23 protein-coding genes are annotated in these 25,934 nt (G+C 44.2%); 15 read left to right on the plus strand and 8 right to left on the minus strand.

Features of this window, described 5'->3' with window-relative positions; genetic code table 11:
• Nucleotides 1–217 precede the first annotated feature (217 nt).
• Nucleotides 218–913, plus strand: coding sequence for a PHP domain-containing protein (locus H6G17_RS23830; RefSeq protein ID WP_192161078.1), 696 nt, complete (start codon nucleotides 218–220; stop codon nucleotides 911–913).
• A gap of 25 nt (nucleotides 914–938) precedes the next feature.
• Here the strand turns inward: H6G17_RS23830 and H6G17_RS23835 are convergent, their stop codons facing one another.
• Nucleotides 939–1,889 carry a cobalamin-binding protein gene (locus H6G17_RS23835; RefSeq protein ID WP_192161079.1) on the minus strand — a complete coding sequence of 317 codons (951 nt, stop codon included), beginning with the start codon at nucleotides 1,887–1,889 and terminating at the stop codon, nucleotides 939–941.
• A 504-nt stretch (nucleotides 1,890–2,393) separates the two neighbouring features.
• Between H6G17_RS23835 and H6G17_RS23840 the strand changes: the two genes are divergently transcribed.
• Nucleotides 2,394–5,207 carry a PAS domain S-box protein gene (locus tag H6G17_RS23840; protein WP_206757170.1) on the plus strand — a complete coding sequence of 938 codons (2,814 nt, stop codon included), beginning with the start codon at nucleotides 2,394–2,396 and terminating at the stop codon, nucleotides 5,205–5,207.
• A 53-nt stretch (nucleotides 5,208–5,260) separates the two neighbouring features.
• Here the strand turns inward: H6G17_RS23840 and H6G17_RS33565 are convergent, their stop codons facing one another.
• Together H6G17_RS33565 and H6G17_RS33570 are read right to left on the minus strand one after the other, a co-directional pair.
• A complete protein-coding gene (locus H6G17_RS33565) occupies nucleotides 5,261–5,626 on the minus strand; it encodes a right-handed parallel beta-helix repeat-containing protein (RefSeq protein WP_242038565.1) in 366 nt (121 codons plus the stop codon).
• Entirely contained in the window at nucleotides 5,613–6,236 is a 624-nt protein-coding gene (locus tag H6G17_RS33570; protein WP_242038566.1) for a DUF1565 domain-containing protein, read from the minus strand. Before H6G17_RS33570 ends, H6G17_RS33565 begins: the two co-directional genes overlap by 14 nt.
• 601 nt (nucleotides 6,237–6,837) lie before the next feature.
• On the opposite strand from H6G17_RS33570, the gene H6G17_RS23850 reads away from it, so the two are divergent.
• The gene (locus H6G17_RS23850) at nucleotides 6,838–8,301 is read left to right on the plus strand and encodes an NB-ARC domain-containing protein (RefSeq protein ID WP_192161081.1); all 1,464 of its coding nucleotides are present in this window, start codon (nucleotides 6,838–6,840) and stop codon (nucleotides 8,299–8,301) included.
• Nucleotides 8,302–8,423: 122 nt separating this feature from the next.
• Here H6G17_RS23850 and H6G17_RS23855 read toward each other — a convergent pair whose 3' ends face one another.
• Nucleotides 8,424–8,882 carry a MarR family winged helix-turn-helix transcriptional regulator gene (locus H6G17_RS23855; protein WP_192161082.1) on the minus strand — a complete coding sequence of 153 codons (459 nt, stop codon included), beginning with the start codon at nucleotides 8,880–8,882 and terminating at the stop codon, nucleotides 8,424–8,426.
• Nucleotides 8,883–8,953: 71 nt separating this feature from the next.
• Nucleotides 8,954–9,793: a diaminopimelate epimerase gene (dapF, locus tag H6G17_RS23860; RefSeq protein WP_192161083.1), complete on the minus strand. Its 840-nt coding sequence runs from the start codon at nucleotides 9,791–9,793 to the stop codon at nucleotides 8,954–8,956.
• 174 nt (nucleotides 9,794–9,967) lie between these two features.
• On the opposite strand from dapF, the gene H6G17_RS23865 reads away from it, so the two are divergent.
• Entirely contained in the window at nucleotides 9,968–10,201 is a 234-nt protein-coding gene (locus tag H6G17_RS23865) for an RNA-binding protein hfq (protein WP_192161084.1), read from the plus strand.
• 59 nt (nucleotides 10,202–10,260) lie between these two features.
• Here the strand turns inward: H6G17_RS23865 and H6G17_RS23870 are convergent, their stop codons facing one another.
• Nucleotides 10,261–12,588, minus strand: coding sequence for a cation:proton antiporter (locus H6G17_RS23870; protein ID WP_192161085.1), 2,328 nt, complete (start codon nucleotides 12,586–12,588; stop codon nucleotides 10,261–10,263).
• 173 nt (nucleotides 12,589–12,761) lie between these two features.
• Between H6G17_RS23870 and H6G17_RS23875 the strand changes: the two genes are divergently transcribed.
• From H6G17_RS23875 to H6G17_RS23885, 3 genes are all read left to right on the plus strand, one after another.
• Entirely contained in the window at nucleotides 12,762–13,745 is a 984-nt protein-coding gene (locus H6G17_RS23875; protein ID WP_192161086.1) for a M23 family metallopeptidase, read from the plus strand.
• Between the two features lie 89 nt (nucleotides 13,746–13,834).
• Nucleotides 13,835–14,380, plus strand: coding sequence for a late competence development ComFB family protein (locus tag H6G17_RS23880; RefSeq protein WP_015156757.1), 546 nt, complete (start codon nucleotides 13,835–13,837; stop codon nucleotides 14,378–14,380).
• Nucleotides 14,381–14,700: 320 nt separating this feature from the next.
• On the plus strand, nucleotides 14,701–14,889 hold the full coding sequence (locus tag H6G17_RS23885; RefSeq protein WP_192161087.1) for a hypothetical protein: 189 nt from the start codon (nucleotides 14,701–14,703) through the stop codon (nucleotides 14,887–14,889).
• A gap of 25 nt (nucleotides 14,890–14,914) precedes the next feature.
• Here the strand turns inward: H6G17_RS23885 and H6G17_RS34240 are convergent, their stop codons facing one another.
• A complete protein-coding gene (locus tag H6G17_RS34240) occupies nucleotides 14,915–15,043 on the minus strand; it encodes a hypothetical protein (protein ID WP_277876071.1) in 129 nt (42 codons plus the stop codon).
• Nucleotides 15,044–15,155: 112 nt separating this feature from the next.
• On the opposite strand from H6G17_RS34240, the gene H6G17_RS23890 reads away from it, so the two are divergent.
• The gene (locus H6G17_RS23890; protein ID WP_192161088.1) at nucleotides 15,156–15,815 is read left to right on the plus strand and encodes a sigma-70 family RNA polymerase sigma factor; all 660 of its coding nucleotides are present in this window, start codon (nucleotides 15,156–15,158) and stop codon (nucleotides 15,813–15,815) included.
• 166 nt (nucleotides 15,816–15,981) lie between these two features.
• Nucleotides 15,982–16,560 (plus strand): zf-HC2 domain-containing protein, encoded by a 579-nt coding sequence (locus H6G17_RS23895; RefSeq protein WP_192161089.1) that lies wholly within the window; start codon nucleotides 15,982–15,984, stop codon nucleotides 16,558–16,560.
• Nucleotides 16,561–16,650: 90 nt separating this feature from the next.
• Here H6G17_RS23895 and H6G17_RS23900 read toward each other — a convergent pair whose 3' ends face one another.
• Complete coding sequence (locus tag H6G17_RS23900) at nucleotides 16,651–17,082, minus strand: gamma-glutamylcyclotransferase (protein ID WP_192161090.1); 432 nt, start codon at nucleotides 17,080–17,082, stop codon at nucleotides 16,651–16,653.
• A 137-nt stretch (nucleotides 17,083–17,219) separates the two neighbouring features.
• Here H6G17_RS23900 and leuS point away from each other — a divergent pair, with 137 nt between their 5' ends.
• From leuS to H6G17_RS23930, 6 genes are all read left to right on the plus strand, one after another.
• Nucleotides 17,220–19,832: a leucine--tRNA ligase gene (gene leuS, locus H6G17_RS23905; protein ID WP_192161091.1), complete on the plus strand. Its 2,613-nt coding sequence runs from the start codon at nucleotides 17,220–17,222 to the stop codon at nucleotides 19,830–19,832.
• 113 nt (nucleotides 19,833–19,945) lie between these two features.
• A complete protein-coding gene (locus H6G17_RS23910) occupies nucleotides 19,946–20,401 on the plus strand; it encodes a hypothetical protein (RefSeq protein ID WP_199316961.1) in 456 nt (151 codons plus the stop codon).
• 810 nt (nucleotides 20,402–21,211) lie between these two features.
• Nucleotides 21,212–21,667 carry a hypothetical protein gene (locus tag H6G17_RS23915; protein ID WP_192161092.1) on the plus strand — a complete coding sequence of 152 codons (456 nt, stop codon included), beginning with the start codon at nucleotides 21,212–21,214 and terminating at the stop codon, nucleotides 21,665–21,667.
• 24 nt (nucleotides 21,668–21,691) lie between these two features.
• Nucleotides 21,692–22,816 carry a DegT/DnrJ/EryC1/StrS family aminotransferase gene (locus H6G17_RS23920; protein WP_192161101.1) on the plus strand — a complete coding sequence of 375 codons (1,125 nt, stop codon included), beginning with the start codon at nucleotides 21,692–21,694 and terminating at the stop codon, nucleotides 22,814–22,816.
• An 82-nt stretch (nucleotides 22,817–22,898) separates the two neighbouring features.
• On the plus strand, nucleotides 22,899–24,149 hold the full coding sequence (locus tag H6G17_RS23925; protein ID WP_192161093.1) for a glycosyltransferase family 1 protein: 1,251 nt from the start codon (nucleotides 22,899–22,901) through the stop codon (nucleotides 24,147–24,149).
• Between the two features lie 375 nt (nucleotides 24,150–24,524).
• Complete coding sequence (locus H6G17_RS23930; RefSeq protein ID WP_242038569.1) at nucleotides 24,525–25,856, plus strand: S-layer homology domain-containing protein; 1,332 nt, start codon at nucleotides 24,525–24,527, stop codon at nucleotides 25,854–25,856.
• Nucleotides 25,857–25,934: the final 78 nt, after the last annotated feature.

The raw sequence follows: 25,934 nt of genomic DNA on the forward strand, positions 1-25,934 counted from the left end.
ATTGACTCATCGAAAATTCTCATCAGCCGAATCGTGCCATTAAGTGTATTGTTTTGCTAAGTTAGTCTTAACATATTGAAAAGAAAGTTTTCCCTCAGATCGCTGCGATCGCTCCAAATTAACTTCCAATTGCGGGATAGGTAACGAGTGATACACAGATATAAGTGGGCAGTATGTTAGAGAAATTAAATGAACGTCTATTCGTTCTGAGGCGGTTATGGCTGTTTATTATGCCCAGACTTCTAATTTATTGAGCCAGCAGTTGCAGAGAGTTTTTCAGACAATTGATGCTGAAAGTTGCCCGCTAACTTTCAACTTCCACATGCACACGGTATATTCTGACGGTAGGTTAGAACCGGAAGAAGCGATCGAGCAAGCAATTTCAATCGGGCTGCGAGGATTTGCAATTACCGACCACCATACTATAGGTGGGTATCGAGCTGCTCAGCGTTATTTAGCCCAATGGCAATTGCATCATCCAGATTTAGAAGACTGCGTGCCTCAATTATGGAGTGGAGTTGAGATTAATGCCGGATTGTTAGATACAGAAGTGCATATTCTGGCATATGCATTCGATCCCCAACACGCACGTATGCAGCCCTATCTTCAAAGACGTACTGCAACCGGAGAAGCATATTGTGCTGCTAGCATTATTAGTGCAATCCATGAAGCAGGGGGATTGGCAGTGTTAGCTCACCCAGCTCGCTACAAGCGATCGCCTTTCGATCTTATTGCTGCTGCTAATCAACTGGGAATTGATGGGGTAGAAACATATTATGCCTACAACAATCCCCATCCCTGGCGACCTAGCCCGAAAGAAACTCAACAAGTACGCGCTCTGGCTCAACAATACGACTTGTTAAATACCTGCGGTACGGATACCCACGGTCGTAGCCTGCTCCAGCGTCTGTAATTGGCAACTAATAACTGGTCACTGGTCACTGGTCACTGGTCACTGGTAACTGAACTTGTTCCCAAGCAGTTCCCTTATAACCGTAGGAAAATATTTCTGGATGAAGAATCTCAGCGAGAATTTCTAGGGAATCGACTAAGCGTGGACCCGGACGATTGAAATAAGCGTTACCATCAGTAGCATAGACTCTGCCACTTCTAACTGCTCGTAGATGCTGCCATTCTGGGCGCTGCGTTAAAGGCAACATTTCTGCCTGGGTACGGTTGAGGTCAAGACCGCAAGGCATGACCACAATAATGCTTGGATCGGCAGCTATCAGGTTTTCCCATTTTACTTGAGCAGAAGCCTGACCAGAAACACTAAATAAGGATTGACCCCCGGAGATCGCCACTAGTTCGGGAATCCAGTTACTTGCTACCATGAGAGAATCGATCCACTCAATACATACGACTGTTGGTAATTCTGACACCGATAGCCCGCGAACCTTTTGCCGACAAATTTCAGTCCGCGACTGAATATTTTCGATTAAGCGATTTGCATCGACTTCGAGAGTCTGAGCCACGCGCTCTATATCTGCCCAAACATCTGCTAAAACGTTAGGTTGAAGAGAGATGATTTGAGGTTGAGAGTGCGTTAGGTTAGCAACTGCTTGTTCTACTTCACCAAGACTTACGGCACAAACATCGCACTGGTCTTGAGTGACTATGTGGGTCGGCTGTAACTGTTCTAAGAGGTCGGTTTCAATTTGGTAGATGCTAAGTGCTGATTGGATTAGTCGATCGACATCCTGATGAATCTCAGCGCTACTACCGTTAGAGTTAATTCGCGCCCGCGTACAAGCCGGACGGTTGAGTATGTCTGGAGGAAAATCGCATTCGTGCGATCGCCCGACAATCACATCTGTCAAACCCAATGCTGCTAAAATCTCGGTAGCACTAGGAATCAGCGAGACTATTCTGAGATCTTGCTCTTTCATCAGTCGCTCCTACATCTCAACTTGCATCCTGATACTTCAGCGTAAAAATTGGTTTTTCAGCAAAAAATTATACAACTAGCACAAATACTTGTTAGCTATAATCGAATTCTACTGGAGATGGCACTGCTATCAATCAACCTCTGGTATTACATCCGATTTTTTAATGGAAAAATCTTATATATCTCCTCTTGACGCTAAAAAGCTATTTGCTTTCTAATATAAAGAATCAAAGAAAATACACAGAAAAACATTACTAAAAAACCTACTGGCTGAAAAATCTGACTGAAAAAATAACTCAGAATTTCACGACTGAGAAAAATTTAGATCGGAGGCACGATAAAAAGTAGAGTTGGAGATCGCAGCTAAAATTGCCTCACTGCGAAACTACTAAAATTCTTGGGCTGAATGAGCAATCCTGAACGACAATCTGTAACGTACGTAAACACAGCTCCACTGAAAATATTATTAGTGGGACAGCCTAGTTTGGAGCGAAGGATTCGAGAAATGCTACGGGCAGTCCGAACCCCGTTACAACTCGTTTGGCAAGAGCGGGTGCAGGTAGCTTTAGCGGAACTCAAAACAGAATCAGCTAGTGTTGTCCTACTCGAACTCGATCGAGCTGGGCAAAAACTCAAACAATTGCGGTTAGCTTACCCGCACATGCCAATTGTTGTTTTAGGAGAAAACGAAGCAGAAAATGCCCAAACAGCATTAGCCCAAGGAGCGCAAGAATATTTAGTCAAGGCAGAAGTAGAGGCGCAGGGATTGCTGAGGGCATTGTGCTATGCAATCGATCGCCAGCAGTGGCAAACTCAGTGGCGACAAACTCAATCCCAGCTGAAGCAAGCCGAGGAAAAGTTAAGCCTTTACCAAGAAATTATTGCGAATTCTAATAACGCGATCGCAATTTATGACTCTCAAGGCAATTTTGTCGAACAAAACACCGCTCACCGCACTCTACTAGGGTACGAAGATGAGGAACTGTGCGGACAGAAAAAAGACGAAATTTTCTCGTCGAAAGCACAGGTGGCGGAGATTTCTACTCAATTGCAAAATGGTGATAATTATCGGGGAGAAGTGTCTCTGCGCCGTCGGCAAGGATGGTTGGTGACAGTAGAGTTATTTGCTTTTTCCCTACGCGATCGCTCGGGAGAACCAGTTTACTACGTAGGAATTGGACGAGATGTCACGGAAAGGTTGCAAGCAGAATCTACCCTCAAAGAACGCGATCGCCTGCTGGCGGCTGTCGCCAGCGCTAATAATCACCTGCTAACCACTACAGATTTCTCTGCTGCGATCGACCTAGCCTTAGAAACTTTGGGTCAAGCCTGCGATGTCGATCGAGTTTACGTATTTGAAAATCATCTTCATCCCAGCACGGGTGAACTGTTAATGAGTCAGCGTTTTGAGTGGACTAGTTCTACCGTCATCGCTCAAATCGATAATCCAGAATTGCAAAGCCTGTCTTATCAGACCTGTTCTCCTCTATGGTATGACAACTTAGTTGCAGGTAAACCAATTGGTGGACTAGTCAAAAATTTACCAGCGCACGAACGCGAAGTTTTAGATCGGCAACAGATTATCTCCATTTTAGTCGTGCCGATCTTTCTCGAAGGTCAATTTTGGGGTTTCGTCGGCTTTGACGACTGCCATCGAGAACGTCAGTGGACGGAAATCGAACGAGCGATCCTCAGCGCCGCAGCGGGTAGCATTGGTGGTGCGATCGCGCGCCAGCAAACAAAAGTGGCGCTTCAAGAAAGCGAGTTGCAATTCCGTGCCATTTTTGAACATTCCAGTATTGGAATCGGTCTTTCAGACTTGAAAGGAGGGCAAATTGATAGCAATCCAGCTCTATGTCACATTCTGGGTTACAGTCGGGAAGAACTGTTAAAAATGAGTTTTACTGACTACACTCATCCAGATGATATTGCCGCAGATGTCAAACTTTTTTACGAACTGGTCATGGGTCAACGCGATCGCTACGAGATCGAGAAACGATACACTCGTAAAGATGGTTGTCAGGTGTGGTGTCGCCTGAATCATTCACTAGTGAGAGATAGTGCAAATCGACCTCAGTTTGTCATTGCTTTAGTAGAAGATATTACCATTCACAAACAGATAGAAAATCATTTACGCGATAGCAAGGAAGCAGCAGAAGCAGGTAGTCGGGCGAAAAGCGAATTTTTAGCAATTATGAGCCACGAACTACGTACGCCTTTGAATGGAGTTTTAGGGCTATCGCAGCTGCTAGGGCAAGAGTTATTTGGTAGTCTTAATGCCAAGCAAAAAGAATACGTGAGTTGCATTCACAGCAGTGGCGAACACTTACTAGCTCTAATTAACGATGTCCTCGACCTCTGCAAAGTTGAAGCAGGTAGGGAAGAACTCACGCTGGTGCGGCTAAATGTTCGGGATTTATGCACTTACTGTTTGAGTGTCGTGCGCGATCGCGCCGTTGCCAAGCAGTTGCAATTACTCAGTGAAATCGATCCGCAAATCGATAACTGCATTGCTGACGAGCGCCGTGTCAAACAGATGCTATTAAATTTACTCGCCAATGCAATTAAGTTTACTCCCAAGGGGCAAGTATCGCTACGGGTAGAACAAGTCAACCAGGGAATTGCTTTTAAGGTTGCAGACACGGGAATAGGCATTGAGCTATCGCAGCTAAACCTATTATTTCAGCCGTTCAAACAGCTGGATAGTCGATTAAACCGACAGTATGAAGGGACGGGATTGGGTTTATCGTTAACCCGTAAGTTAGCGCGGTTGCACGGCGGCGATGTCACTGTCCGCTCGACTGTAGGTAAAGGTAGTGAATTTACCCTATGGTTGCCAAACGCTTACCCAAACGATCTATGTCAAGAGCCAGCCAAGGAGCGATCGCTCCTATCACCAATCGATCCCAAGCTATCCTGTAACCGTCCTGCTAACGGCTGTCAATCGCCAATCGCTAAACGGATTCTCATTGTAGAAGACGACGATCGCAGCGCCCTACTATTGCAAGATTATTTTGAGAGCGTTGGCTACCAAGTCAAGCATCTCAAACACCCTCATAACTTTCAGGGGATGTTATATCTCTACCAGCCAGATTTACTGCTATTAGACATACAGCTACCAGGTGGTGTGTCAGGAATGGATTTGCTTTGCAGTTTGCGCCAGCAACCAGAGTGGCAAAAATTACCTGCGATTATTCTTACCGCTTTGGTAAAGGCAGGAGAACGCGATCGCTTTTTAGCAGCTGGAGCCAACGACTACTTCAGCAAACCCATAGGCATTGCTCAAATTGAAAAAATCTTGATGCAGTATTTAAGCTAGTGTCTGGTAGCTAGTAGCTGGTGGCTAGCCACCAACGACCAATGACCAATGACTTAATAGCATTGATTGTGCGGTGCTTGCTGAGCGGTTTTTGCCGTACCACCAACCAAAACGATTGGATTAGCACCACCGTTGTGAATGTCGTATTGACCGTTATTATTGAAGGTGTTGCTGCCTGCTAAATCGATCCGTGCTTGAGAACAAGCCGCGATCGCAATTCCATCCCTTTGATTATTTTCGATCGCGTTGTTGCGTAGTACCGGACGTGCTTCTTGAGAAACAAAAATTCCATCTCTGTTGTGAATAATTTTGTTTTCCACGACTACAGGTGCAGCCGTACCACCTATTGCTAGTCCGAAACCAGTGTCTTGAAACACGTTGTTGCGAATCTCTCCTTGAGCTTCGTTAGCCAAAGACATTTGCCGCAATTTTAGGTGTAGCAGTCCCAGTCACAAAAATTCCTTCTCGATGGTTGTTGGTGAAGGTGCTGTACTGTACGGTGGGATTAGTTGATTCAATCCACAATCCCGTCCCGCGTAAGTTGGAGTTACCAATTGTCACACCAATAATTGTGCTATCTTTTTCGGCTACGACTGCAACATTCTGACGCGCAAATGTGCGGCTGAGATAGCGTCCGCCACCATTAATCACAACGTTCTGACCGTTAGTCGCAACATCGCCTTTGAGCGTTACACCCGATTTGAGTTTTAGGGGAAATACTTCACCACTGCGAGCCGAGTAAGTACCAGCAGCTAACTGAATTAGGGTTCCCGGTTGTGCTTGTCGTAAAGCAAAAGTAATAGTACGCAACGGAATTGAGGGGTCTTTACCTGCTGTGGTAGCATCTATACCTGTTGCAGAATTAACGTAAATTATCTGCTGACTCGGTGGGGTTTTGACTCCAGAAACCGAAGCTTGTTGCTGTACGGGATTTGGTTGTGCTTGGGTGGGAAAATTCACCATACCAATACACAAAGACCCGGCGATCGCGCCAACTTGACAAAACCTGATGATTGTGGGAGAGTTCATACTTATCCTAGACTTATGCTTCCTAATTGATTGCGTGCCAGCCTGACTTACAGCAGTTGGAGGAGAAGATGCACGTCTTCAGCAGGTATTAACCTACAAATTGCGATCGCAGTTTGTCGCGATCGCCCTCTTGCTACTAAAAAAGTAATTAGCTGTGTTATTTGATATTTCTCGTGAGGTTTCTCCTGCTACCGTTTGCTCACTCAGAAACGCTTTCACACACCACAATTGAAAGCTCGTCCACACACCAGAATTAACTAGGCAGTTAAGAAGTACCCAGCGCCTAAACTTGCGACTGGTTCAATTTGCAGCAGCAACCTTTATGCACCGATGAAATAAACCTTAAACTCTCAGCTCTGGCTTTGACAGTCGGTAAAAGTCATCAAGTATGTCAGTCAGAAAAAGTCATAATGAAGTCGTAAGTCGTAAGTCGTAAGTTGGAGCGGCACAAGTGCTATGAGATTTGCTAAAACCACGAATGTATAATTTTTGTCAATTAACAAAATATTAAAATTGCTGACTAAAAGAAAGATTAGTGGTTATTCTTATTGGTCATTGGTCATTGGTATTTTCTCTACTCCCTACTCCCTACTCCCTCTCAATGGATGTCGAATTAGGCTTAAAGATTGTCGAGCAAATTTTAGATAAAAAACACTTGTCTAAAGTGCAGGAAATTTTATTGCAACAGTCTTTTGTAGGGCATTCTTACGTAGAAATCGCTAAAATTTCTGGCTATGATGCTGGCTATCTTAAAGATGCAGGTTCCCAGTTGTGGCAAATTCTCAGCGATGCTTTGGGAGAAAAGGTAAGCAAAAATAACTTAGTTGCCGTACTAAAACGTAATTCTTGTCGCTATGTACGTACAGAACCAGATAGACAATTCAATTCACAATTAAATTCCACTTCCTATTCGATTCCCGACTTCTCAGTACGAATGCACGACTGTGCGCCCCTACCAACTCCCGATTACCGAAATTGGAAACAAGAAATTGATATTTCTTTTTTCTACGGACGCAGTACCGAATTATCTTTACTAGAACAATGGATTTTAGGTGCAAATAACTCTATTTCACGCTGTCGTGTGGTAGCAATTGTAGGAATGGGTGGGATTGGTAAAACTGCTTTATCTGCTAAGTTAATAGCACAAATTCAGGATAAATTTGACTGTACGATTTGGCGATCGCTACAATCTGCACCTTTCCTATCTGAATTATTATCAGATATAATTCAAAGCCTCACTCAAAGACATGAGCCTTATCTTCCAGAAAAATTAAGCGATCGCATTTCGCTTTTAATCTCTTATTTACGTCAGCACCGCTGTCTTTTAATCTTAGATAGTTGGGAAACAATTCTAGCTAGCAACGCTCGCTTGGGCTGTTATCGAGAAGGATTTGAAGGTTATGGGGAGTTGATCGAGCGTTTGGGTACAGAAATTCATCAAAGTTGCTTAATTCTCACTAGCCGAGAAAAACCTAAAGAAATTATCGCTTATTCAGGAGAAAAACTTGCAGTGCGATCGCTGCAACTTACTGGATTACAAGTTAATGAAATCAATGCTATTTATCGAACGATTAATACCTTCTGGGGAACTCCTGAAGAATGGCAGCAACTAGTTGATTATTACAGTGGCAATCCGCTCAGCCTCAAAATAGTTGCATCTGCTATTCAAGCTTTATTTGACGGTAATATTTCTCAATTTCTACAATGCTGGAGAGCGGAAGTTTTTATCCTTGACGGAATTCGAGATTTATTAGATTCTCAGTTTAATCGCTTATCCGATTTAGAAACAGAAGTGATGTATTGGCTGGCAATCGAGCGAGAACCAGTTAAGGTAATCGAACTGCAAGACGATTTACTTTCTATTTTCTCTAGACAGCAGCTTGTTAATACTTTGAATTCTCTTTGCCGTCGTTGTTTAATTGATAAAAACGGAGGAAAATTTACTCAAATCCCAGTAATTATAGATTATATTACTGAAAAATTTACTCAACAAATTTACCAAGAAATTAGTTTGGAAGATAGTGAAACTTTTGGCGACCGCTGCTCGTTAAAAAAGCAATTGTAAGCGCTTCTCTACTTGAATCTCAGGTATTGTGCTTAAGTGTATATACATTTATTTTTGAAAATCATTTATCAATTTTTCAGAATGGTACTTGCTTTTCAAAAGCCGATCCAAAGTCATAATGCTCAGCGCCCCCGTGACACATAATCATTCAAAGCAATCAGCAACGAATTCCACTGTTGTTGACCTAATCCGTTAATTACAGAAGTTTGCGCCCGTTCCCACAAAGGCAATGCTACAGCCAATGCATTGCGACCTTTTGCAGTCAGAGAAACAACCCGTATCCGCCGATCCTCACCTGGCTGAATAGCAACAAAACCTTCTCTTTCCAGTGGTTTTAGATTGCGCGTCAACGTTGTTCTATCCATAACTAAGAGATCGGCTAGATCGTTGATCGTTCCTGAACCTGCTTGAGCGATCGCTACTAATATCGTAAACTGAGTGATTAACAATCCACTCGGCTTGAGCTGCTCGTCAAAGAATTGCGTCACAACGCGAGTGGCTTTGCGGAGATTAAAACAGGTACAGGTATTAGCAACATTGCCTAACTGAACTAAATTGAATTGGGCATTTTGCTCTGACATATTTTTAGTGTATATACACTTATTTGTAATGTCAAGCCGTAGAGATACGCGAGCGGGTTTTTGCGGTCAGATTACTCAATCTGCCCCGCAAACACGCGCTCTGCCGCACCCGTCATGTAAAGTTTTTGGTCGTGCGACCATTCAATTTGCAGACAGCCACCTGGAAGTTCTACAGTAGCAACGCGATCGCATTTTCCTGCTAACACTCCAGCCACCAGGGAAGCACAAGCACCCGTACCGCAGGCTAAAGTTGCCCCAGCACCGCGTTCCCAGACCCGCATTTTCAAGTAATCTCTGCCTGTAACTTGAATAAATTCCGTATTCGTGCGCTGGGGAAAAACTGGATGATGTTCAAACTGGGGTCCGATCTCCTCTAGGGGAATAGCAGCCACATCATCAACAAAGGTAATACAGTGAGGATTACCCATGCTGACACAGGTAACTGACCAAGTCTGACCTGCAACGTTTAGAGATTGGTTAATAACTTTCTCTCTAGCAGCGACAAGAGTTGTCGGAATTTCCTCGGCTAACAATCTTGGTTCTCCCATGTCTACCTTGACCTGACCGTCAGCAGTGAGTTGGGGGACGATGATACCAGCTAAAGTATGAATGCGGAGGCGAGAGGTAGGATTGGCGATCTCCTCTAAATCCGCTAGAAATTTGGCAAAACAGCGAATTCCGTTACCGCACATTTCCGGTTCCGAGCCATCAGAGTTGAAAATCCGCATGGTGTAATCAGTACCGTTGGTTCCAGGTAGTGCGAAGATGACACCATCAGCACCAATCCCAAAATGGCGATCGCATAATTTGACAGCCTGCTCTGGCGTAACGATTGGTTCGCTAGAGGCGCGATTGTCAATCAAAATAAAATCGTTACCTAAGCCGTGATATTTAACAAACTCAGTAGTCATGTTTAGAACAGTGAGTAGGGAGTAGGGAGTAGCGAGTAGGGAGTGGTTTAACAATTCCTGACTTCCGACTCTTCATTTTTGACTTTTAACTTTTAACTTTTGACTTCTCCGATGACGACTGGAAGCCCAATCGAGGGAATTATCAATACATAGGAATTAAAGTTAAGTATAAACATGGCTAGCGACTACGATACAGCATTACCTAGTATTCGGCAGGTACAATCTCTGATTAAAAGTCAGATTGTCGTAGAAATGAAACTCATGACAGGCGACTCACTGACGGGTAGATTAGGCTGGCAAGATTCTAATTGCGTTTGCCTAATTGATGAAAGCGATCGCTCCACTACAATTTGGCGACAAGCGATTGCCTACCTCAGACCGAGAGTTAGGGAAATGAGAGACGAATAAGTGGTTAGCGGCTGGCAATAAGTGACTAGATATTCTAGCCACTAGCCACCAGTCACTAGTCACTCCCGCCAACTATCCAACGGCAAATACTCCCGCAAAGCTTCTGCTTCTATAGCTTTCACCACTGGTACGCTGGAGAGCGGACTTGACGTGACGGCTAGCAACTTTTGCAACTGCGTCATTGCCAAGTAACCGCCGCATAATAGCAAGCGATCGCCTGCCCGTAAAGCCATATTGCCATCGGGAAACCGCAGAAATTTACCGTCGCGGCGAATGGCTTGGACTTGTATGCCAAAATGACGGCGAATGTCGATATCTGCTAAAGTTTGACCGATCGCGGGGCTATCAGCAGCTACCATCAACCAATGACAAGCAGCATTGGCTTCTGGTACAGTTGCCTCGCTTTGAGCCAATTCCTCTAAAGCGGCTAATTCTTCTGCTTCTCCCACTAACAATAGGCGATCGCCCTTCTCCAACATCGTCTTAGCATTGGGATAATCTACCTCTTGCCCGTTTGCCCGTTTAATTGCCATCAAACTCACCCCCGTCAAGTAGCGCAAGTCAGCTTCTTCTAGCGTCATACCCGTGAGTGGCGAACCTGCTGGTAAGGCGTACCAACGGCTATTTAAATCTTGAGTAGCCTGCTGCAATTCGCGCGAAACTTGAGCCGCCGTCCGTTCTGGACGTAACTCTAAATAATGGTGGTTGCGGATTTGCTGCATTTCTTGCTGAATCGAAAATGGTGCTAAGCCAATCTGTGCTAGCAAATGACTGGCTAGTTCCAAACTTGCTTCAAACTCTGGCTGTACGACTTCTCTAGCCCCTAGCTGATAGAGTAATTCAATATCTTTATCCTTAGTTGCCCGTACTACCACATCGAGATCGGGTGACAATTCTAACGCCCGCTTCAGACACAGGCGGCTGCTCATCGGATCGGGTAGGGCGATCGCCAGCGACTCAGCTCGTTCGACCCCTGCCTTTTCTAATACATGTAAACTAGCTGCATTGCCATATACATAGGGTACGCCCGCCTCGCGGACTTGCTGAATTCGGCTTTCTGATTGGTCAATTACGACTACTGGGCGATCGCGTTCTTGTAACAAGCGCACTAAGTTTTTCCCAACCTGCCCGTAACCGCAGACGACAACGTGATTTTGTTGAGGCGTGTTGGCTGAAATTTCGAGTGGTAAATCTTGCCCCTCGATGAATTTTTTCAACCAAGGTAGTTCCAATAACTTTGGCACGAGTCGCAACACGAAAGGTGTAAGAACGAGCGTAACGGCAGTCGTACCCAAAATCAGCAGGTAGACGGGACGGGACACCAAACCGAGCGATCGCCCTTCACTTGCTAATACAAACGAGAATTCTCCAATCTGAGCTAATCCTAATCCCGCAATCAAAGCTGTTTTCAATGGGTAACGGAAAAGCATGACTAAGGGCATGACAATTGCGAACTTACCCACAAAAACCAAAGCCACCAGCCCTAAAATTAACTCCAAGTTTTGCCACAAAAACACGGGATCGATCAGCATTCCAATCGCGGCAAAAAACAGCGTTGCGAATATATCTCGCAGTGGCTCAACATAAGTTAGAGTCTGGTCGGCATACTCCACTTCAGAAATCATTAATCCGGCGACAAACGCCCCCATTTCAATCGATAGCCCCAAATGCTCTGTTAATAGAGCAATTCCCAGACACAGCGCTACGACTCCTAGTAAAAATAATTCTTTGCTTTCAGTTCGTGCCAACAGGCGTAATAGAGGAGGAATCAGCCAAATTCCGGCGGCAACAGCTCCAGCAGCAAATAAACCAATTCGCAGCAGTGCTGTTGCTACCGCTATACCAATTAACTGCGGCGGTTGGTCTAGTGCGGGTAAAACTGCCAGCATCAATCCCAGTGCCAAATCTTGGACGACCAGAATTCCCAACATCACCTGTCCGTGAGAACTCGCCGTTTCGTTTCGTTCCATCAGGCACTTGAGGACGACAGCGGTAGAAGATAAAGATAAAATTGACCCTAAAAATACGCCCTTAGCAGGTAAGATTTCCCAGGCTCCTGCAACTCCGCAGACCAACACTGTGACCAGAATTGTCAGGGCAATCTGCAATCCTCCTCCGCCAAGGGCGATCGCCTGCACTTTTTTTAATTCAGCAAATGAAAACTCTACGCCCAAGGCAAACAGCAGAAAGGCAACGCCAAATTGAGCGAGAGTTTCAACTTGAACTAACTCCTTAATCAGTCCTAGTCCAGCTGGTCCTACAACCATGCCACCCAACAAGTAGCCTAGCAGTACTGGTTGACGGCATAACGCCGCCAGTAAGCCGCCACCTGCCGCTACTGCCAAAACCAAAACCAAGTCAACTATTAATCTAAAATCTTCCTGCACAAATTTAGAAAAGAACTATTAAGGTATATAAACTTCAGCATACAGAAGTTTTAAGTTTATTTGGGAGCGATTACAACATATCTACTTTTGTAAAAACTCGATACAGCTTTCATAGGGGATCGAGACCATAAAGCTAATCTAGTTGGTCAATCAGTCTGGACTTTTGCGAGTATATGAATCAATTTATAGGAAGCAGGGAGCAGAGAGCAGGGAGTAGGAAGTCGGAAAGCAAGGGACAAGGGAGACAAAGGAGCGGTCAACCAACTACCAACTACCAACTACCCATTACCAATTACCAATTACCAGTTCTCCACTGCTTTCTACTCTCACTGGGTATTACCTTAGTCTCAGCCTTACCAGCCCAAGCCTTGCAGGTACGGGTCGCTCCCACTAAGCCTCATTTAGGCGATACGCTGTCGGTAGTCGTCAGATCGAACAACCCCGATGTCAACGTCAGCCCTATCGTGACTGTCAATCGCAAAACTTATCCAGCTTTTGCTATTGCCCCTGGTGTATTTCGCGCTTTTATTCCTACCACACCTTTACAAAAAGTAGGAAAAAGAGAAATTCAGATCGGTAGTGAAGGTAAAGTTAGAAATATAGCCGTATGGGTGGCAAATCGTAAGTTTCCCGTGCAGAGAATCAACTTTCGACCAGGGAAGGCTGGGCTAGAAGCAACCGAACTCGAACTGAGTCGGGTAGCAGCTTTTAAATCGCTCGTTACCCCGCAAAAATTCTGGAATGGTCCTTTTCTTAAGCCCAATCGTGGCAGAATTAGCACGATTTACGGAGTGCGTCGCTATTACAATGGCAAATTTGCTAAAGATTACTACCATCGTGGCGTTGACTATGCAGGTCCGGTAGGTTCTCCCGTAGTTGCTCCTGCTGCAGGGCGAGTTTCCTTAATCGGTTTAGAATCTCAAGGGTTTCGAGTTCACGGTAATATAATTGGACTCGATCACGGTCAAGGAGTAACGAGTGTTTTCCTCCACTTAAGCCGGATCTATGTCAGAGAAGGAGATATTGTGAGAGCCGGACAACCGATTGGCGCGGTGGGTTCGACCGGGGCTTCAACTGGACCCCATTTGCACTGGGGATTTTACGTTCAAGGGGAAGCAGTCGATCCGACAACTTGGCGGGAACGAGGCATGAATTAGACTAGGGTGCTAATTTTTGTGCTGTAGCAGGGCAAAATCAATCCAGGGTTAGTTTAACTATAGAAAAGCAAAATAGGTAAAGCAGCGTTATGAGCATTCAACAAATTGTCGAGCAAGCCCTTCAAGATGGCTATTTAACACCAGCCATGGAAGCAGAGGTGGGTAGAATCTGTGACACTGCTTCCGAGCTTTCCATAGAAGAGTATATGGCGTTAGATAAGTTGATGGGATCGCTCTTAACTGGCGAAGTTGTAGCGGTGCAGCGCAAACAATTTATCAACGTAATGGAAGAGTTAGTGCTGACTGAAGTTATCGCACGGGTAGCAGAAATTAAGGTTACCAGCGGTCATAGTCTAGACGTAGGTGATATCGCTGCCTATGCACTCAATCGTCTTCCTCCCCTATATGCTACGACTGAAGAAGGTGCTAATTACCAACGCCAGCGGGCAAAAGAAGAACTGGCAGCGTTAATCGTACAACAAATCGATGAAGCGATCGCCCGCAGCTTAGACCGACCCGAATTTTTCCCAGAACGTCAAGCTCTCGGGAAAAGTAGTGGTGGTAAAGAGGTAGTGAAACAAGTCAGTATGCTACTCCAAGCCTACGCACCTAACTTCGAGCAACAGATTTCTTAGCCAATCGCTAATAGCTAATTGCCAATTGCCAAAAACAAATATACAGACTGCCAATGACAAATCGTAGATTGTCTTCCACCGTTAACGTGGGAGACAAATTAGTCTTGTCAATCGCTTGACGAAGCTAAGTTTAATCTATCTTCATCTAAAGGCAAGAAAATATTAAGATAGTATTATGATTTGCTTCTATCTTAGGATAGAAATAGGCAAACTAGAAATATCTAAAGAATTCTGGCAATTAGATTTCAGTTGTTTCAAGTCGGCGCTCGGTTTTGTGACTGTAAGTGAAGTACAGCTAGTGGTTGTGGGGGACAAAGGCGATGTTAGAAAAGCTGATGTTAGCGATCGCAATTACCATGTGCGTCAAGTTATTGCTTGGAGTCGGTGTACCAATCAGCCACGAACCTGCGAAGCCAAGTTATCGAGTCGTAGAAAACCCCAAATCCTCCTTAATGAAGGTCGTATTTCCCCGCGATCTCCGACAACAACTAGCTTTTAGGAAGTGGTAATGGGTAATGGGTAATTGGTAAGTGACTAGTGGAACCAGTGACTAGTGGAACCAGTGGATAGAATCGCTTCCTTGTCCCCCTTGTCCCCCTTATCTTCCTTGTCCCCCACACCCCACACCCCACACCCCATTTCAGCCCCCAGCTCCGGGAACATACTGGTATCAGATTCACGTCTCTAACTTGAGACAGATTCCGCTTTGCTGTAGGGAACTTCTGTAAAGTGGGGCAGTCTATGAATCGGGAATGTTTTCGAGCCATTGGCATTTATGAGTCAATCAATTCCTGTATGCTGGTCAACAGTTCACGCAACGGTTACTCCAGCGGCAGTGACAGTAGAAAAGCTATCCGATCGCGATCTCATTTTGCGCTGTCAGGCTGGGCTGCGTCCAGACAAGGCTGCATTTGCCGAGTTGTTACGCCGTTATCAGCCCCATGTAGAGCGCATGTTGTATCATTTAGCACCTGATTGGCAAGATAGAGCCGATCTAGCTCAGGAAGTTTGGATTCGCGTTTACCGCAACATTAAGCGGCTAAACGAGCCAGCTAAATTCCGAGGCTGGTTGAGTCGTATTGCCACCAATATCTTCTACGATGAATTACGCAAACGTAAGCGAGTTAAACATCCCTTATCTCTAGATACTCCCCGCGTCGCCGAAGATGGAGAGATGGACTGGGAAATCGCCGGAGATAATCCTAGCCCGGAAGAAGAGTTGACAACGCGAGAGTTTTACGAGCGGTTGCAAGAGGCGATCGCAGATCTACCTGAAGTATTTCGCACAACTATCGTGCTGCGAGAAATTGAAGGAATGCCCTACGAAGAAATTGCAGAAATTACCAACGTTTCTTTAGGAACCGTCAAATCGAGAATTGCTAGAGCTAGAGCTAGACTCCAATCGCAACTGCAAAATTATCTTAACGGTCAATAATCAATCAGTCTGAAGATAGAAAGCAATGACACAAGAATATACGTTTGCAAGTAGAGCGAAACTCTAACTCAAATCTTTAAAATCTTTAGAAATATCAGCAAACTCGGTGGCTTGGTGGAAAGACAGATCTAGGCATATCTATGAATAAGTGGGTGATGATGTTAAAATGACCTCTGATGAAAAACGTTGGATCGACAATCGCCCCGATTCAGGGGAAACAGATAAACACCATACTATTGAGGCAAATCAATTAATCGGTGCTATGGATATGTTGAAGCGCGATCGCTTCGAGTTACTGAGCGCATATCTGGATGGGGAAGTTACCGCTGCCGAAAGGCGAGAGGTAGAGACATGGCTAGAACATGACCCAGAAACCAAACGGCTGTACGAGCGCTTGCTCAACCTCCGTCAAGGAATTGGAACGCTGCCAGTACCGACACAAGAACCTGTAGAACAAACTATTCAACAGGTCTATCAAAGGATACACCGTCGATCGCAACGGCAGGCAATCGTATGGGGTGGTACTGCCATTGCAGCTGTGTTTGTAGGCGCGATCGCTACCCTACCAAACTCACCAATCGCACAACTTGCTCGACTCTCTAAAATTGAGCCACTTATGGTCGCTATCAACGACCCAGTGGTAGAAATCCCCAAGATCGTGATTCCTTCACCAAATGGTGAAAGACAAAATCAAAATAATCGACCAATAGAGCCACAACATCCACAAAATAAGAATTTTAATTGAAGTGAGTCGTGAGTCGTGAGTGGCTAGTGACTGGTAAGTAGTGACAAGAATTGAGTCCAGCCACTGGTTCCACTGAAAACTGATAACTGGTCACTGGTCACTGGTCACTGATTTGTGAATGCTCCACCAGCCGTCAGGAAGAAGAACGCCACCAAAAGTGCGTACTTGTTCTGGGGTCATCAAGTACGTCCAAGCGTTACCTAAAGGCGCTAGAGAAGTATCGTAGACTTCTATTTGCTGCCGATAATACTCGTTTTCGGCGATCGCCCTTTGCGGGTCGTAATCCTCTAGCCAGTCAAGCTGCTGTAAAACATCTGGATTGGTAAAAGAAAGCAGAACTCCATAGACTTTGAAACTACCAGGAGTCATGGCTGGATATCCGAAAGGTAAGTCAAATAGTTGACCCAAAGCTATCGCTTCTCGTGCTGCCAGTACATAATCCGCACAATAACGCTGATAATTTGCTTCTCCAGGCTTGAGCGTACCATATACAAAGACTTTTATGATTTCGTCATTTGTCATTTGTCATTCGTCATTTATAGTTAGCGATCGTTTTTGCCTTTTGACTTTTAACTTTTGACTTCTCGATCGCCAATTACGCATTACCAGTAATTTAAAATATTGAGACAGACACGAACGCATCATTAGGAGTCTCATTCGTGGAGTCCCGTTATAATCCCGCAGCGATCGAGGAAAAGTGGCAAAAAACCTGGGTAGAACAAGGTATAGACAAAACTGAAGAAAATAAAGATAAGCCAAAATTCTACGCCCTATCCATGTTTCCCTATCCATCAGGTAGCCTGCACATGGGTCACGTCCGGAATTACGTGATTACAGATGTAATTGCTCGCCTCAAACGAATGCAAGGGTATCGGGTGCTACACCCTATGGGTTGGGATGCTTTTGGTTTACCCGCAGAAAATGCTGCCATTAAAAATAATATTCCCCCTGCCAAGTGGACTCAACGCAATATCGCCCAAATGCGCGACCAGTTAAAGCGGCTGGGTTTGTCAATTGATTGGGATAAAGAACTTGCCACTTGTTCGCCAGATTATTATAAGTGGACGCAATGGATTTTCTTACAATTCTTGCAAGCCGGACTTGCTTACCAAAAAGAAGCGGCTGTCAACTGGGATCCCGTTGACCAAACTGTATTGGCAAACGAACAAGTTGATAGTGAAGGGCGTTCTTGGCGCAGTGGGGCAAAAGTTGAGAAAAAATTACTCAAACAGTGGTTTTTGAAGATTACCGACTACGCCGAAGAATTGTTGCAAGACCTCGACCAATTGACAGGCTGGCCCGAAAGAGTCAAGCTGATGCAGGCTAACTGGATTGGAAAATCTACAGGAGCATACTTAGAGTTTCCCATTGTCGGGAAGGAAGAAAAGATTGGCGTTTTTACCACTCGTCCCGACACGGTTTACGGCGTTACCTATGTTGTTCTTGCGCCGGAACACCCTTTGACTCGTCAGGTGACAACGCCAGACAGAAAAGCCGCAGTAGAAGCATTTATCCAAGAGGTTGCAGCCAAAAGCGAATTAGAACGCACGGCTGAGGATAAACCCAAGCGGGGGATTCCTACAGGCGGAATGGCGATTAACCCGTTTACAGGTGCAGAAATTCCGATTTGGATGGCTGACTATGTATTGTATGAATACGGTACTGGGGCAGTCATGGGAGTTCCCGCTCACGATACGAGAGATTTTCAGTTTGCTCAAGGTAATAATCTGCCGATTCAGGTTGTCATTGTGCCACCCAACAATGATGTAGAAACATTACGTGTAACACCTCTACAAGAAGCATATACAGAACCAGGAATTATGGTGAATTCTGGTTCTTTTGATGGCATGGATTCTACTGAGGGCAAACAAGCGGTCATTGAATACGCCGAGAAACAAGGCTGGGGTAAAGCCAGAATTCAATATCGCCTCCGAGATTGGCTGATTTCTCGTCAGAGATATTGGGGCGCGCCCATTCCTGTCGTTCATTGCCCTAACTGCGGTATCGTACCCGTACCAGAAGCAGATTTACCCGTAAGGTTGCCAGAAGATATAGAATTTACGGGTCGCGGTGGTTCTCCCTTAGCGCAGTTGGAAAGCTGGGTTAACGTACCTTGTCCTACTTGTGGCACGCCTGCGAAGCGAGAGACAGACACGATGGATACATTTATCGATTCGTCATGGTATTTCTTGCGCTTTCCCGATGCTACAAATGACAAACTGGTCTTCGATTCAGCACGAGTCAATGACTGGATGCCCGTAGATCAATATGTTGGAGGAATCGAACACGCGATTTTACACTTATTGTATTCGCGGTTCTTTACCAAAGTCTTGCGCGATCGCCCAAAGGGAGGTGCCGAAGGCAATCGCAATTTGCTCAACTTTGACGAACCTTTCCAACGCCTATTAACCCAGGGCATGGTACAGGGATTGACTTACATGAATCCCAATAAAGCAGACAAAGATAAGTGGGTTCCCACCTCAATTGTCAATGCTAACGATCCTCGCGATCCGCAAACGGGCGAACCGCTAAAACTCGTCTACGCTACCATGTCCAAATCTAAGGGTAATGGTGTTGCTCCAGAAGATGTAATCGCTAAATATGGGGTAGACACCGCCAGAATGTTTATTCTGTTTAAAGCACCCCCAGAAAAAGATTTGGAGTGGGACGAAGCAGATGTTCAAGGGCAATTTCGCTTTTTGAATCGGGTATGGCAATTAGTCACTGAATTTGCCCAGCAACCAAATGCAAAAGAACCATCCAAAGCTAAAAATCTAAAATCCAAAGTTGAAAAGGATTTAAAACGGATAATTCATACGGCTATTAAGGAAGTTACCGAAGATTTAGAAGGCGAATACCAATTTAATACAGCTGTTTCTGAATTAATGAAACTCAGTAATGCCCTGGCTGATGCAACGTGCCAAGATTCGCCCGTGTATGCCGAAGGAATTAAGACATTAATTCTATTGTTGGCTCCATTTGCGCCTCACATTGCTGATGAATTATGGCACGCGATCGCCAACCAGGAATCGGTTCACAAACAGTCGTGGTTGAAAGCAGATCCAGATGCTTTGGTGGCAGATGAAATGACATTAGTAATTCAGATTAATGGGAAAACCAGAGGCACAATTCAAGTTCCCGCTCAAGCCGACCGGCAAATGCAAGAAAGGCTAGCACGAGAATCAGAATCGGCGCAGCGATATATCGAAGGCAAGGAAATTAAAAAGGTCATCGTCGTACCTGGAAAATTAGTGAATTTTGCGATCGGATAATTAATAATTGCCGATCGAGCTTTTGTAGGTGGGCATTGCCCACCTTTTTGATTTTAAATATATATATACAAGTAAATATACGGAAATGAATCGATAAATTCATTGCAGTAAAAATGACAAATTACTTTTATCCCCCTTTACCTAATACTTGTTTGATTAACTTTGCTCAAGTTATTGCTCCAGTTGTTATCCCCTATTTTTTTCAATTTGAATTACGTATCGATCGCGAATCCATCGAAAAAATTCAGGTTTTAAACGAGCGAAGATTACTTTTATTACCAAATCATCCCACATTTCAAGATCCAATTGCAATCTTTGCTCTTTCTGGTAAGGTAAACCAAAAGTTTTACTACTTATCAGCATATGAATTATTTCAAGGATTTATGACTGGGATTTTTCAACGATTAGGAGTCTATTCTATCCGGCGTGGTTTAGTCGATCGCGCTAATAAATACAGCTTAATTGAAAAGTCAATTAAGCGCTTGCTAAACTTTGATGCGATTTACGATGGTTACGTGGCTGAAAACCTAACGCCAGAAAGATTTTTAGACACTCTCACCCGTCTATAACGAGAAGTATTTGATATCGATAAACCTCCAGCTAAAGGATATCGCCACGCCAGAATTAAAATTGGAGAGCCGATTAATCTTAAAGACTTCTTTACAGAATATCAACGCGATCGTGCTAACACTGTGGATACTGTTACGCTCAAAGTTCAACAAACAGTACAGCAAAATCTCAATCTGTTAAATGGTAATTGGTAATTGGTAGTTAGTAGTTGGTAGTTGGTGATAGATGTATATCGTTGAGTTTTCTCGCTCGTTCGGTATAGTTAAGACTAATTACTTAAAATCTAATATAGTATCAATTATGTCAGCGAGGATGACAGTCGCTAGTTGAGCGTGATAAGATTTACACATAAGTTAATTATTCATTACGGTGCGAGGAAACAGAAAATACTCTATACTCCGGTGACAAGATCGAACTGAACAGACAGTAAGTGACAGTACCAGGAAGAAATATATTTCTGTAATTTTACTTGTATGAAATTATTTGGTTAGATTGTATGCAGTTTAGATCTGCGGCAGAGTAACTATTATCACCTAGTACAAAAAATACCTTACATCAACTGAATTAAGGGTATCTACTGGAAAAACTATCTCTTCATGCGAGCGATCGCTTTGGCATGGAGATTTTTCAAATATATAGCAATTTGTGCTGAATTTGGGCAGATCTCGCGATCGAGCTAGACGGTTGACGATTAACCGTTGGTTATCTTCACGTACTAGCAGCGTGAGTTGCGTGCATCACAAATAACATTGCTATAACTAAGTGCGATCGCAACTATATCAACCATATATTTTATTTAGACCAGCAGTATGATCCAAGAAATTAAGTCCGAAAATATATTAATAGCAATGATTGTTTCTCATAAATTTCAAGCACCTGGAATTCATTTTTTTACTCCAGGTGATTTTTCACAACAATTAGCTTATATGCGTCATCCTGCTGGAAAAATTATTCCACCTCACGTCCACAATCCAGTTAAACGCGAAGTGCAGTATACCCAAGAAGTACTTTTGATCAAAAAAGGTAGATTACGAGTAGATTTTTATAATGAGTCTCAGCAATATTTAGAAAGCTATATTCTCGAAGCTGGCGACGTGATTCTTTTAATCGCTGGAGGACATGGCTTTGAAGTATTAGAAGAAATTGAAATGTTTGAAGTCAAGCAAGGACCCTACGTAGGCGATTTAGATAAAACTCGATTTGTTGGTATTGAAGCAGAACAAGCTCAGCTAGCCGACGATCGCCTACTCCTTGTCAACAACTAGTAACAAATGACCAATAACAAACATATGCTTGATTATATTCCTGTCAACGAACCGCTGTTAGATGGTAATGAAAAACAGTATTTAAATCAATGTATTGATACTGGTTGGATTTCCTCTGAAGGACCATTTATCAAACAATTTGAAGAACAATTTGCGGCAAGAGTAGGACGTAAATATGGTATTGCTGTTAGTAATGGCTCCGTAGCTTTAGATGCTGCTGTATTAGCACTAGGTATCGGTGCAGGCGATGAAGTCATCTTACCAACTTTCACAATTATTTCCTGTGCGGCAGCAATTATTCGTGCTGGTGCTATACCCGTGGTTGTAGATTGCAATCCTCATACCTGGAATATGGACGTGAGCCAGATTGAGGCTAAAATTACACCCAAAACCAAAGCAATCATGGTAGTTCACATTTATGGATTACCTGTAGATATGGAGCCAATTCTTGCTTTAGCCGCAAAGTATGGGTTGCAAATTATCGAAGATGCAGCCGAGATGCACGGACAAACTTATAAAAATCGTCCCTGCGGCAGTTTTGGTAATATTAGTACCGTTAGTTTTTATCCGAACAAACACATTACTACAGGCGAAGGTGGGATGATTCTCACCGATGACGATCGCCTAGCTGAACGTTGTTGTTCTCTACGAAATTTATGTTTTCAACCCCAGCAGCGTTTCATCCATGAAGAACTTGGCTGGAACCTGCGGATGAGTAACATTCAAGCTGCTTTAGGTGTAGCGCAGCTAGAAAGATTAGACGAATTCATTGCCCGTAAACGCCGAATGGGACAACGTTACACCGAGCTATTGTCAGATGTACCAGGCTTGCAACTGCCAATTCCACAGACTGACTACGCCGATAATATTTACTGGGTCTATGCATTAGTACTAAAAGATGAAGTTCCATTTGATGCTAAAGAGGCAATGAGGCGCTTGCATCATCATCAAGTTGGTAGCCGTCCCTTCTTTTGGTCTATGCATGAACAACCTGTTTTTCACAAAATGGGATTGTTTGCTAACGAGTCGCATCCAGTATCAGAAAATATCGCTCGGCGCGGCTTCTACATTCCCAGTGGTATAGCTTTAACTGACGAGCAGATGGAACGAGTCGCCGAGGTCGTCAAAGAAATTTTGCGATCGCCATAATTTTTACCAAATTAATTAAATAGCAGGGTGGGCAATGTCCACCTATATTTCTTACAGTATTTCTGACGTTATAGGAGATTAAATGAGGGTTGGAATTTTTTTATCGAATTTTACTCCTCAAATTGGGGGAGGCTTTACGTTTGAAAACGAAGTATTTCGAGCGATCGCTGAATTTGGTGGGACAAGCGGTCATACTTTTATAGTATATAGCTGGGACAAAAGATTATCTCAAGCACCTCCATTAGGGCAACATATTGAGTATAGATCGCTGCATCACAGTGTCAAAAAATTATTATTGTCTCAGCCCTTAAAAATTGCCAAAGAGCTATTGAAAAGACTACGACAATCAAAAAACTTACTCAAACTTAACAGCGTATTTAAAGACGTAATTTTAGTCGCGATATTGGGCAAGGAAATCGATCTAGTGTGGTATTTAGAACCGAGTACTCGCACAGTCGAGATTCCTTACATTACTACACTTTGGGATCTACAGCATCGGGTACAGCCATGCTTTCCAGAACTCAGCACCCAAGGACAATGGGACGAGCGAGAACAGTTTTACGCAAAAGTACTGAGGTGTGCTTCCATTATCGTGACTGGTACAGAGGCAGGTAGAGCCGAAGTCAAACGATTTTATCAAGTGCCTGCCGAGCGAATTAAGATCTTGCCTTTTCCCACGCCTGAATGGGCGTTGAATGCTTCATATAACAGCGATCGCTACATATTAGAAAAGTACAACATACCGGAAAATTACCTATTTTATCCCGCACAGTTTTGGGCGCACAAAAACCATGTTGCCTTGTTGATGGCGGTTAAATGGCTGCGATCGCAATACAATTTAATTTTTCCCGTAGTATTTGTTGGCTCGGAAAAGGGGAACAAGCACTATATTCAGCAAGTTGTTGCCGATCTCGACTTATCCAGCCAAGTTCACTTTTTAGGGTTTGTACCGCAAGCTGATATAGTTCCCCTGTATCGCCATGCATTTGCTCTAGCTTTCATGTCTTTTTGTGGACCTGATAATATACCTCCTTTGGAAGCATTTGCTTTAGGTTGTCCGGTTGTAGCTGGCAACGTGTCAGGCGCTTTAGAGCAGTTAGGAGATGCCGCTTTACTCGTCGATCAGAGAGACGAACGGCAGGTCGCTTTGGCGATTAAGTCACTCTACGATGACCCAATTTTGCGACAAACGTTGGTACAACGTGGGTTAGCACGAGCGGCAAAATGGACGGGACAAGATTACGTCAAAGCTGCATTTGAAATGATTACTGAATTTGAATCGCTGCGGCGTTGTTGGAGTGGCACAAAATCTGGCGATCGCCAAAGCAGGTAGGAGGCACGCAGAAAAGTTATTCTTCACTTACGTGTATAGGGGCGTACAACACTTTGTTGTACGCCCCTACGTATATATGAAGCTCATCCTGTGGATCTACTGATGGTAACTGCGATCGCTCCGTAAACCAAAAGTTAATTCCGTGAAACCACGCATGGGGATACGGAAAAAGGCGGCTAAACTTCGTTTGAAGTTGAGTTAGTTCAGGCTAACTTTTAACTTCTTCTAGATAGACAACTTATCTGAAAAATTAGGCTCATTTCATCAGTAAATTTTGCCTCAAAGGTGTGTGAGGAGTTACTAACTCAAGGTAATTCCTGTAGATACGTCTGTCTTGAAGTTGGTAACTTTCTCTAGGTCACTGAGCTACTTGTAATGTGTATTATTAAAGCTGCTACAACCACTATTCTCTTAGCGACTCTTGCTTGTTGCGAGTTGAGCTACAAAGCCAATGCCAATCCTAGACCAATCGCCCAAAAACAGCTAGGCGATCGGGCTATGGTACTGAGGCAAAATAGTGCAACTGCATTAGAACAGGTGTTGCATAGTCGAAAGTTTAAAGCCTCAGATTTAGCACAAGTATCGACTTTAAATGATATTCAGGGTAGCTGGGCGCAGAGTTTTATTGCCGGATTAGTATCGCGAGGGATCGTTCAAGGTTTTCCCGATGGTAGTTTTCGCCCAGACGAGCCAGTAACTCGCGCTCAGTTTGCTGCAATTGTCACTAAAGCATTTCCGCAACAATCTAATCGCAACGCGATTGCTTTCGTAGATGTACCGGAATATTACTGGGCAAAGGATGTTATTCAGACAGCTTACCAAACAGGGTTTCTGGCTGGATATCCCAACAACACTTTTTTACCAGAGCAAAGCATTCCTCGCGTGCAAGTGTTGGTGGCGTTAGCAAATGGGCTGAACTTGACTGCAAAAGCAGAATCTTCCACCCTGCTCAATACTTCATATCAAGACGCAGCAGAAATTCCCGACTTTGCCCGTAGTCCAGTAACAGCGGCAACAGCAAATCGCTTGGTCGTAAACTATCCCAGTAAAGATGTATTGCGTCCAAATCAAACGGCAACCCGTGCAGATGTCGCAGCATTTATTTACCAAGCTTTAGCTAGCCAAGGTGAAATGCCGCAACTGAGAGCTGAAGATCCGGCAGCTGAGTATATCGTAGGTTTGCAGCCAGCAACCACTCCAGCAGCATCTGCACCAGAACCACAGCCACTGACACCCGAGCAAGTCGCAAAACTGCGTCAGCAGTATCGCATCGAAGCGACACCATTAACAGCTTTGATCAGACCGTCAGTACCAGGTGGCGGATCGAGTGTTGGTTCGCCCACAGCATTTGGTGCAGATTGGGGTAGTGCCTTCGTCGGTGCGAGTTTTCAAGGTAGAGCGCGCGATACTAGCAAATCAGATGGAGCGGCTTCATTAGGATTTGGTTTAGGCGATGCGCGTAGAGCCGTCGGTCTAGAAATTGCGGCTACAACCGTCGATCTGTATGGAAATACTTTCGGGGATGGAACTATTAGTTTCAAACTGCATCGCCTCCTACCAGCAAACTTTGGAATTGCGGTTGGAGTAGAAAACGCAATTATTTGGGGTGAAACTGACGGTGGTAGCAGTCTTTACGGCGTAGTCAGTAAAGCTTTCAATCTTAAAGAGGACGCAGCAAAGCCTTTTACTAACCAGAGCAGGGATTAGTTAACATAAAAAAGTAGCTAAGTCTGGAGTGTGCCATGAAACTCAAAGACGCTCGCCATATGTCAGCCTCTGCCCAAG

It is taken from the genome of Chroococcidiopsis sp. [FACHB-1243] (assembly GCF_014696895.1).
Classification (GTDB): domain Bacteria; phylum Cyanobacteriota; class Cyanobacteriia; order Cyanobacteriales; family Chroococcidiopsidaceae; genus Chroococcidiopsis.